Genomic DNA, 10,741 nt, shown 5'->3' with positions numbered 1-10,741 from the left:
GTATAAATACTAAGACGTTATATTGCAGGATGAAATTGAAGCATCTATTTATCGGAACGATAATCCATATACTAGTTTTAATTGTATTTCTATTTTTGGGGTTGGGTGCTTCACTCGGGCTTGGGTTTAAGGATAACTTAACCTTATTTGAAGAAGTGTATAAGTTTATTGTCTATTACGGAGCAATGCTAATTACTAGCTACTTTCCGTTTACTGATAGCTTCGCAAAACTGCCAGGTGTAATTCAAGTAGGCTACTACATAATCAATAGCGTTTTACAAACAGCAGCAATACTTTATGTTTATAAAAAAGTGCGGCGTAACAATGCAATATAATCGGGTAGCCGGAGGTCTCTAACCTCCAGCCCCCACACCACCCATCATGCGCTTTTTATTAACAGGAAGTGCAATGGGCGGTTCATCTCCCGTAATGAATATTGATCCAAATATCTCTTAATGACGCTAAACCTTGTGACGCTAGATAGTCATTGCCTATCGCAATGTTAATTCCTTTTGTTTTTGAGCTTCGACAAGGGCCTTCGCCTACTTTTGGTACTGGTGATACCACATGTAATGGCGAATCGTTCGCTAACACCCAATTTCATTAAACTGCGTACTTTAGTGCGGGCTATTTCTTTGTAAAGAGCGCCATTGCCGGCAGTAGCACATTCTTATCCTACTGCGTATCCAGTGTGATCTAAATCCACCGTTAGCTGATAAGCGTTGGTTATTAGGTAGTAGTGTCCCCAGCCGCGCAAATACTTTTGGCTCTAGAATCTGTATTACTCTAAAGCGCAGCGTCTCTGAACCTCTTTGTGAATAAATCACTTAACGGGTTTTGCCAAAATTCAGAGTACATCGGAGAAATAAAAACACTCGATAATGCAGTGCATTGGTGCAGACTGACAGGGTATTTTATCGTTGGGTTTCGTTGCACTCTACCCAACCACGCGTGTTACATAAAGCGGCGCGAGGTAAACTCGAGTCTCCAAACCAACTCCCCTAGCCCCTAGATACCTAGCACCTTTTACTTTTAACCTTTAGCCTTGTAACTAACTCCTGTATCTTAATTTAAAGTGACTTATTACTTGTGCATGGGCTATACTGTACAAATTAACGTACATGAACATTTTGGAGTTGTTATGGATGCTATTAGTTATACTGCTGCTCGCGCTAATTTAGCGAGTACCATGGCGCAGGTGTGCGATGATCATGCGCCGATTATTATTACCCGCAAAAGTGAAAGCCCAGTGGTTATGATGTCGTTAGAAGACTATAACGCGATGCAAGAAACCACTTACCTACTTAGATCCCCGGCCAATGCCCGCAAGCTTTTGGAGTCGATTGCCGAACTTGAGCAAGGTGAAGGCACACAAAGAGAGCTAATTGAGTGAAATTAACCTTTTCTACTCATGCGTGGCAAGAGTACCTTTATTGGCAGGCCGATGATAAAAAAATACTGAAACGTATAAATTTGCTCATTAAAGATATTCAACGCAGCCCACATGAAGGACTTGGAAAACCTGAGCCACTTAAGCATGGTTTATCGGGATATTGGTCTCGACGGATAAATGATGAGCACAGAATAGTATACAAGTACCAAGACGATACGCTTTTAATCGCTCAACTGAGATACCACTACAGCACTTAAAAATTATAATCATTGCGCGAAGTAAACTGGAATCTCCAAACCAACTCCCCTAGCCCCTAGATACCTAGCACCTTTAACTTTTACCTTTAACTTTTATATTTTGCTCACAAAAAAAGCGCCATTAGGCGCTTTTTTAGGTTTGCTTAATTAACATTACTCTGTGGCGGCTTGCGCTTTAGGTAAGTTAAGCTCGGCATTTGCTTTTAAAGCGTCAATGAATACCATGTAGTTTTTGTTAACTTGGGCCATAGTAATATTTTGCTTAAGCTGCGCTTCAATTTCACCTTCAACAGTCGCGTTAGTCACTGATTTTAGGGCAACGATTGCAGCATCACCGTTATTTAACTCAACTTTGTCAACCACTGCAGTATCTGTTGGGTGAGCCATTTTAAAGGCATGTTGCACGATAGCTGGTGAAACAGTGTAAGCTTGACGAGTCAATGCAGCTTCTTGACGTAGCTCTAAGCTATGCTCAGTTGCTAAGTCAGTTAAGCTCTTACCTGCTTCAATCTCTGCGTATAGAGTTGTCGCTTTTTCTTTCGCAAGCTCTGATGCTTTTTGGCTAACTAAGCGTGCTTTAATTTGCTCAGATACATCTGCAAGTGGTTTTGTTGCAGCTGGTTTGTGCTCTTTAACACGCACTAACACCACATGCTCGTCACCCACTTCGATAACTTCTGAGTTCATTTTATCTTCAAGAACATCAACAGAGAAAATTGCAGTCATGACCGCGGGTGTATTTAACGGTGCAGGTAATGAATTACGGTCAACTAGTCCAGTCGTTTGTACTTCAACACCGGCCACTTCTGCAGCGTCAACAAGTGTATCTGAAATTTCAAATGCGATAGCACCCATTTCTGTTTGCTTTTCGTAAAATGCATTTACTTTCTCAGCACGCTCAAGTTCAGCACGTAGGTCAGCTTTTACTGCATCATATGCTTTAACTTGCTGGCTTTGAATATCAGTTAACTGAATGATGTGATAACCAAACTCAGATTGCACTACGTCTGAAAAATCACCTTTGCTTTGCAGTGCAAATGCTGCATCTTCAAACGCTGGATCCATCATATCGCGTTCGATCCAATCAAGATCACCGCCCATTTCAGCACTGACAATATCGTCAGATGATGATTCAGCTAATGTAGCAAAGTCAGTACCTTGTTGTAATTGTGCTAACAAGTCTTCGGCTTTCGCTTTTGCTGCATCGTCGTCTTCAGTGTTATCAATTAAGATATGTGATACGCGGCGCTTTTCAGGCTCAATGTATTGTGCACTGTTTTGATCGTAATATGCTTTTACGTCTTCTTCGCTTACATTGCTTTGTAAGTTTAAGTTTGCTGCATTTAAATCAATATAGCTTACCGATACTTGCTCTGGTGCTAAAAACTGTGACGAGTTCAAGTCATAGTAATCTGCAATTTCTTGCTCAGTTACTGCAATCCCTTCTTGTAGTGATTCTTTGCTAACCACAACGTAATCAATACTACGTGTTTGCTGCTGTAGCGCAATCGCACTAGCTAGCTCACTTTCTAAGGCAAAATCAGTTCCCGCAACGGCCGAAATTAATTGGCTGCGAGTCATTTCTTCACGTAAATATTCGCGAAATGCGTCTGGTTGGAAGTTCATTTGACGAATTACTTGTAAGTAACGATCGTTATTAAACTTGCCACCAATTTGGAAGTATGGCAGCTCTAAAATCGCTTTTTTAACACTCTCATCACTAACACGTAAACCGAGTTCTGCCGCTAGTTGTGTTTGCAATTCTTGTTGTACTAGACGGTCAATAACGCCTTGACGTATTTGTGCCATATAATTTGGATCAGCCGCAATTTGTGCAAAGTATTCGCCAAATTGTTGCTCTAAACGTGCACGTTCGTTTTGGAACGCACGGCTAAATTCAGTTTGGCTAATTTTAACTCCATTTACTTCAGCGACGGGCTGCTCTGTGGTTTGACCTAAGTAACCACCGATCCCTGCTAAGGCAAAAGATAAAATCACCGCGCCTAAAATAACTTTAGCTACCGGTCCTTGCGAACCTTCTCTGATTTTCTCAAGCATTTATTTACCTCTATTCTATTCGAGGCAGAAATCGCCTTGCTTATGTAAAAAAAGCGTATCTTACCAGATACGCTTTTTTACTTGAAGCAGTTGGCGAGAAAGATAGTTAATTAAGCTGTAAAAGCGATTAACTTCTTACACTGCCAAAACTAACTCACTAAAGAGTAGTGATTAGCTATTACATGCGTCTTTAAGCGCTTTACCCGCTTTAAAAGCTGGGATAGTCGCTGCAGCGATTTGAATTGTTTCGCCCGTTTGTGGGTTACGGCCAGAACGAGCAGCACGCTCGCGCACTGAGAAAGTGCCGAAACCTACTAATGCTACTGAATCGCCATCTTTAAGCGCGCCAGAAACAGCCTCGATGAATGAATCAAGTGCACGACCCGCAGCCGCTTTAGAAATGTCAGCGTCAGCTGCGATTTGATCGATTAATTGAGATTTATTCACAATATCATCCTCTTTCATTGTTATTATCAAGAGCGATTGTTTTTTAAACTAACATCACTGTTTTGAAAATTTTAGAGCAAACTTTTTCATGCTCATACGATTGTAATTTTTCTTAAACCTAGGCCACATAAGGCCTAGGCTTGAAAACCAGTGCTTAACTTATCATATCATCTAGATTTGAAAAGCCCTTTAATGCACTTTTTTTCGCTTTTTTACTGGTTTTTAGCTGTTTCGACTGAAAAACTCTCAACTGGGTGCACTAAAGCCAGTTTTAAAACCTCATCAATCCATGTAACTGGGTGAATATCAAGGCCTGCCAACACATTGTCAGGGATCTCTTTTAGGTCACGTTCGTTAATTTTTGGAATAATAACGGTTTTAATACCGCCACGGTGAGCGGCTAAGAGCTTTTCTTTTAAACCACCAATTGGTAACACTTCACCACGTAAAGTGATTTCACCCGTCATCGCCACATCAGCGCGCACAGGGTTACCGGTTAGACTTGATACTAACCCAGTAACCATCGCCGCACCGGCGCTTGGGCCATCTTTTGGAGTTGCCCCCTCAGGTACGTGTACGTGAATATCACGCTTTTCGTAAAAATCACTGTTGATCCTAAATGCATCAGCACGATTACGTACAACGGTCATCGCTGCTTGAATCGACTCTTGCATTACATCACCTAATGAGCCTGTGTAGCTTAGTTTGCCTTTGCCAGGTACTGCTGCACACTCAATTGTTAATAAATCACCGCCGACTTCAGTCCACGCTAAACCTGTTACTTGACCAATACGGTCGCCATCTTCAGCTTTACCGTAATCAAAACGCTGCACACCTAAAAACTCTTCTAGGTTTTGCTCATTGATAGTGACTACTTTCGTGTCTTTTTCGAGCAAAATGTTTTTTACAGCTTTGCGACATAACTTAGACACTTCTCGCTCTAAATTACGTACACCCGCTTCACGAGTGTAATAACGAATAATGCCAACAATAGCACTGTCTTCGATAACCACTTCACCCTCTTTTAAGCCATTACGCTTAACTTGTTTAGGGATCAAATGCTCTTTTGCAATATTTAGCTTTTCATCTTCGGTGTAACCCGATAAACGAATTACTTCCATCCGATCTAATAGTGGACCTGGAATATTAAAGCTATTTGAAGTCGCCACAAACATAACGTCAGATAAGTCATAATCAACTTCTAAGTAGTGATCAGCAAAATGACTATTTTGCTCAGGGTCGAGTACTTCTAGCAGTGCTGATGCCGGATCGCCACGCATATCCGAAGACATTTTGTCGATTTCATCTAATAAGAATAATGGGTTTTTAACGCCCACTTTACTCATGTTTTGAATAAGCTTACCCGGCATTGAACCGATATACGTACGACGGTGGCCACGAATTTCCGCTTCATCGCGCACGCCACCAAGTGCCATACGAATATACTTACGACCCGTTGAGCGCGCAATCGATTGCCCTAGTGAGGTTTTACCAACACCTGGAGGGCCAACTAGGCATAAAATAGGCCCTTTAAGCTTATTAGTACGTTGCTGAACCGCAAGATACTCAATAATACGCTCTTTAACTTTATCAAGACCATGATGATCGCTGTCTAAAATCTTTTGCGCTCCGGCTAAGTCTTTTTTCACTTTAGAGCGTTTTTTCCACGGTACATTAATTAGCGTATCAATATATGAACGCACAACCGTAGCTTCTGCCGACATTGGCGACATCATTTTTAGCTTGGCAAGTTCTGAATTGGCTTTTTCTTGTGCATCGCTGCTCATGCCCGATTCTTCAATGCGCTTTTTCAACGCTTCAAATTCATCAGGCACATCATCAAGTTCGCCTAGTTCTTTTTGAATGGCTTTCATTTGCTCATTGAGGTAATACTCGCGCTGCGACTTTTCCATTTGCTTTTTAACGCGGGTACGAATTTTTTTCTCAACTTGCAGTAAGTCAATTTCGCCTTCCATTAATGCCATTAAATACTCAAGGCGTTCTGTGACATTAGTGATCTCGAGCACTTTTTGTTTTTCAGGCACTTTCAATGGCATATGCGCAGCCATGGTATCCGCTAGGCGCGGCGCTTCATCAATGCCACTCACCGAGGTAAGTACCTCCGGCGGAATCTTTTTATTAAGCTTTACATAGCCTTCAAATTGATTAATGGCGCTGCGAATAAACACATCTTGTTCTTGCTCATCAATTTCTTCTGAGCCTATAAACTGCGCATTGGCAATAAAAAAGTCATCATTATCAATAAAGCTTTCTAGTTTTGCGCGTTGTGTACCCTCAACTAACACTTTAACAGTGCCATCAGGTAGTTTAAGTAGCTGTAGTACAGTGGCAATAGTACCAACACGATAAATATCGTCTTGCTCTGGCTCATCCACGGTTGCGTCTTTTTGCGCAACAAGGAAAATTTGTTTGTCTTTATCCATTGCCGCTTCAAGGCATTTAATAGATTTTTCACGGCCTACAAAAAGCGGGATCACCATGTGCGGATACACCACAACATCGCGCAGTGCCAGTACCGGGATTTCGACTCGATCTGTTCTCTCAAGCGTCATTATTTTTCTCTTCGCTCTTCATTTATTTTAAAGATTACTCAAGTATATGGGGATAACCTAGCTAAAGTTCAACAATTTAACCCAACAGAGTTAAATAAATTACAAAAAAAGGAGCACGAGGCTCCTTTTTGTAAATAAACTGGCTAAAGTTTATTCAGATGCCGCTTTATCTTGACCGGCACTTTGATAAATCAAAATAGGGTCAGACTCACCTTTGATCACGGTTTCGTCAATCACTACCTTACTCACATCTTCCATAGATGGCAGTTCATACATAGTATCAAGCAATACAGATTCAACGATTGAACGCAAACCACGTGCACCCGTTTTGCGTTCCATCGCTTTATGAGCGATAGCACGAAGCGCATCTTCACGGAATTCGAGCTCAACATCTTCCATACCGAATAATGCGCCATACTGTTTAGTCAGGGCATTTTTCGGCTCACTTAAAATTTGGATAAGTGCAGCTTCATCAAGCTCAGTAAGCGTTGCCACAACCGGTAAACGGCCAATGAACTCTGGAATTAAACCATATTTCACTAAATCTTCAGGCTCTACATCTTTAAACGTTTCACTTAAAGAGCGACTCGCCGCAGATTCTTTCACATCAACACCAAAACCAATGCCGGTGTTTTTATGACTACGCTGCTCAATCACTTTATCAAGACCTGAGAATGCACCACCACAGATAAATAAGATTTTTGAGGTATCAACCTGTAAAAACTCTTGCTGTGGATGTTTACGTCCGCCTTGTGGTGGCACTGATGCGACAGTCCCTTCTATCAATTTAAGCAGTGCTTGTTGCACGCCTTCACCTGATACATCTCGAGTGATTGATGGGTTGTCTGATTTACGTGAAATTTTGTCAATTTCATCAATGTAAACAATACCACGTTGCGCTTTTTCTACATCGTAATCGCATTTTTGCAATAACTTTTGAATGATGTTTTCAACATCTTCACCCACATAACCGGCTTCGGTTAATGTGGTTGCATCAGCCATAGTAAATGGCACATCAAGTAGGCGTGCTAATGTCTCTGCTAATAGTGTTTTACCACTACCAGTAGGACCAATTAGCAAGATATTACTTTTGCCTAATTCGATTTCAGTCTTCGTGTTTTGATTACGTAAACGCTTGTAGTGATTGTAAACCGCCACAGAAAGTACTTTCTTTGCATGGTCTTGGCCAATCACATAATCATCTAAGTGATTACGAATTTCTTTTGGTGCAGGCAGTTTATCAGAGGTATTGTGCTTAGGCGCAATGTCTTTGATCTCTTCCCTGATAATGTCGTTACACAGCTCAACACATTCATCACAAATATATACTGAAGGGCCGGCAATTAGTTTACGAACTTCATGCTGGCTTTTGCCACAAAAAGAGCAGTATAACAATTTATTACTTTTGTCGCCGTCTGTAGGAGTGTCAGACATTCAGCTACCTCATCTTATACGTTGGCTGCCAAACTACTTAGCAGCTATTTCAATACGCTTAACTATACCAAAAAAAAATGCTTTTCGCATAGTAAAGGCTTAGCTGGCGACATAGTCACCAGCTCAAAGGGTTTATTTACCTGCTCGGCTAGTAAAGACTGCATCCACTAAACCATAGTCAACAGCTTGACTTGCCGTCATAAAGTTATCACGGTCGGTATCGTGAGAAATCACATCCAATGGTTGTCCTGTATGTTCAGCCATTAAACGATTTAACTTATCTTTAATAGACAGGATTTCTTTAGCATGTATTTCAAAGTCAGATGCTTGACCTTGGAAACCACCTAAAGGTTGGTGAATCATTACACGTGAATTAGGCAAGCAATAACGTTTACCTTTAGTGCCACCAGAGAGTAAAAATGCCCCCATACTCGCCGCTTGACCAACACAAATCGTGCTTACATCTGGCTTAATGAAATTCATCGTGTCGTAAATTGCCATACCAGCAGTAACAGAGCCACCTGGTGAATTGATATACAAGAAGATATCTTTCTCTGGGTTTTCTGATTCTAAAAATAGCATTTGCGCTAAAATTAGATTGGCCATATTGTCTTCAACTTGACCCGTTAAGAATATGATTCGCTCTTTTAATAGTCTCGAATAAATATCATACGAGCGCTCGCCTTTCGCTGTTTGTTCAACAACCATAGGTACTAATGCATTGAGAGGATCTGTAATACCAGTGTTCATATTTATTTTATTCCTTATGCGCTTATACTTATCCTTATTTATAAGGAAGCATAGTTATCTTTTTAGCAAAATTGAAGGCCACAAACTAAAATGGCTCGGGCACACTGCATAATACAGAGTAACACGAGCCATTTAATCGTTAGCAGAGGCTTAAGTCAATGACTTATTAAGCGCCTTGCTGTGGATTCATGATGTCATCAAATGCTTTTTCAACGTCAGTTACATTTGCTTTAGCTAAAATAGCTTCAACAGCTTGCTCTTCCATTGCTACATTACGCATTTGTTGCATAAGTTGATCATTTGCTTTGTAGTATTCAACTACTTCTGTTGGATCTTCGTATGCAGAAGCCACTGTTGCAATTAATGCGTCTACTTTTGCATCGTCAACTTTAAGCTCATTCGCTTTGATCACTTCACCTAATAAAAGGCCAGTTTTAACGCGTGTTACAGCTTGCTCGTGGAACAGTTCAGCTGGAAGCTCAGGCATGTTTTTAGCATCGCCACCAAAACGTTGTGCAGCTTGTTGACGTAGTGCATCAATTTCTTGATCTACTAACGCTTTAGGCACGTCGATTTCGTTGTTAGCTAAAAGACCTTTGATTGCTTGATCTTTTACGTTTGCTTTAACTGCTTGGTCAAGTTCACGTGACATGTTCTTTTTAACTTCTTCTTTAAGTGCGTCAACGCCACCTTCAGTTACACCGAATTTAGTTGCGAATTCTTCATTTAATTCTGGAAGCTCTTGTGCTTCAACTTTTTTCACTGTGATAGTGAATTGAGCCGCTTTACCTTTTAGGTTTTCAGCATGGTAATCTTCAGGGAAAGTCACGTCAGAAACGACTTCTTCGCCTGCTTTTTTACCTACGATGTTATCTTCAAAACCTGGGATCATACGACCTTGACCAAGTTCTAATGGGAAATCTTCAGCCTTACCGCCTTCAAATACTTCACCGTCGATAGTACCTACGAAATCAACCGTTACACGGTCTTTCTCGCCAGCAGCTGCATCAACTTCAGCCCATGAAGCGTGTTGCTTACGAAGTGTTTCTAGCATGTTAGCTAAGTCTTCGTCAGTTACAGCTACTACTGGCTTTTCTACTGCAATTTTATCTAAACCTTGAACTTCTACTTCAGGGTACACTTCAAATGTTGCAGCGAACTCTAAATCTTTACCTGCTTCAAGTGCTTTAGGAGCAAATGTAGGCGCACCAGCTGGGTTAATTTTTTCAGCTACGATCGCTTCGTAGAAGTTACGCTGCATTAATTCACCAGCAACTTCTTGACGAACTGCACCACCATAACGCTTGTTGATCACAGACGTTGGTACTTTACCAGGACGGAAACCATCAATACGCTGGGTTTTAGACAGTTGTTGTAAGCGTTTTTTTACTTCGGTCTCAACGTTCTCTGCAGGAACGGTGATAGTCAGACGGCGCTCAAGGCCTTGAGTCGTCTCAACAGAAACTTGCATGATATACCTCAATCTTCAATTTTGGCGACTGTTCGCCTTCCTTACAAACACGGTGATCACTATGCGCTTGATACGTTAAAAGTCACTTAAAGGACATTTAAACTCCATCTTCACTATACGATACCAATGCTGCTCTGCCCTTCGGGCACTATGTTAAACAATAGACGCGGCATTATAACCTAATATTTATGATAGTCGAGTCTAGGGGGCAATTATTTGGTTAGATCACGGATTATAGCAGTTGACTGGATGAAAAGTAGGCGCCCGAAGCTATCAGGAAAACAATAATTGTCGATTTGAGTTAATAAATAGATTTTAGATTTTTTAGATATGAGATTTTGAGAAAGTGGTCGGCGAT

General features: G+C 41.1%; 10 protein-coding genes. 3 read left to right on the top strand and 7 right to left on the bottom strand.

Going from position 1 to position 10,741, the window contains the following annotated elements; genetic code table 11:
• Positions 1-335 (top strand): hypothetical protein (locus tag CWB85_RS22665; protein ID WP_212748247.1); only part of this gene is annotated, 335 nt, incomplete at its 5' end.
• Between the two features lie 82 nt (positions 336-417).
• Here the strand turns inward: CWB85_RS22665 and CWB85_RS23065 are convergent.
• Positions 418-594 carry a Retron-type RNA-directed DNA polymerase gene (locus CWB85_RS23065; protein ID WP_171039052.1) on the bottom strand — a complete coding sequence of 59 codons (177 nt, stop codon included), beginning with the start codon at positions 592-594 and terminating at the stop codon, positions 418-420.
• 547 nt (positions 595-1,141) lie between these two features.
• On the opposite strand from CWB85_RS23065, the gene CWB85_RS21140 reads away from it, so the two are divergent.
• Together CWB85_RS21140 and CWB85_RS21135 are read left to right on the top strand one after the other, a co-directional pair.
• Positions 1,142-1,393: a type II toxin-antitoxin system Phd/YefM family antitoxin gene (locus CWB85_RS21140; protein ID WP_016710239.1), complete on the top strand. Its 252-nt coding sequence runs from the start codon at positions 1,142-1,144 to the stop codon at positions 1,391-1,393.
• Positions 1,390-1,650 carry a Txe/YoeB family addiction module toxin gene (locus CWB85_RS21135; protein WP_138555954.1) on the top strand — a complete coding sequence of 87 codons (261 nt, stop codon included), beginning with the start codon at positions 1,390-1,392 and terminating at the stop codon, positions 1,648-1,650. The genes CWB85_RS21140 and CWB85_RS21135 overlap by 4 nt, the downstream gene beginning before the upstream one ends.
• 153 nt (positions 1,651-1,803) lie before the next feature.
• Here CWB85_RS21135 and ppiD read toward each other — a convergent pair whose 3' ends face one another.
• From ppiD to tig, 6 genes are all read right to left on the bottom strand, one after another.
• Entirely contained in the window at positions 1,804-3,708 is a 1,905-nt protein-coding gene (gene ppiD, locus CWB85_RS21130) for a peptidylprolyl isomerase (RefSeq protein ID WP_138555953.1), read from the bottom strand.
• A gap of 171 nt (positions 3,709-3,879) precedes the next feature.
• Positions 3,880-4,182 carry an HU family DNA-binding protein gene (locus CWB85_RS21125; protein ID WP_301562686.1) on the bottom strand — a complete coding sequence of 101 codons (303 nt, stop codon included), beginning with the start codon at positions 4,180-4,182 and terminating at the stop codon, positions 3,880-3,882.
• Positions 4,183-4,367: 185 nt separating this feature from the next.
• On the bottom strand, positions 4,368-6,728 hold the full coding sequence (lon, locus tag CWB85_RS21120) for an endopeptidase La (RefSeq protein WP_016710235.1): 2,361 nt from the start codon (positions 6,726-6,728) through the stop codon (positions 4,368-4,370).
• A gap of 150 nt (positions 6,729-6,878) precedes the next feature.
• A complete protein-coding gene (gene clpX / locus CWB85_RS21115; protein ID WP_016710234.1) occupies positions 6,879-8,162 on the bottom strand; it encodes an ATP-dependent protease ATP-binding subunit ClpX in 1,284 nt (427 codons plus the stop codon).
• A 132-nt stretch (positions 8,163-8,294) separates the two neighbouring features.
• Positions 8,295-8,912, bottom strand: a complete 618-nt coding sequence (gene clpP / locus CWB85_RS21110; RefSeq protein ID WP_016710233.1) for an ATP-dependent Clp endopeptidase proteolytic subunit ClpP — start codon at positions 8,910-8,912, stop codon at positions 8,295-8,297.
• Between the two features lie 166 nt (positions 8,913-9,078).
• Positions 9,079-10,383 (bottom strand): trigger factor, encoded by a 1,305-nt coding sequence (gene tig / locus CWB85_RS21105; protein WP_016710232.1) that lies wholly within the window; start codon positions 10,381-10,383, stop codon positions 9,079-9,081.
• Positions 10,384-10,741 lie beyond the last annotated feature (358 nt).

The organism is Pseudoalteromonas sp. S1727, from assembly GCF_005886375.1.
Taxonomy (GTDB): Bacteria; Pseudomonadota; Gammaproteobacteria; order Enterobacterales; family Alteromonadaceae; genus Pseudoalteromonas; species Pseudoalteromonas haloplanktis.
The sequence above is the reverse complement of the archived record's forward strand: the minus strand, read 5'-3'. Positions and strand labels throughout refer to the sequence as shown.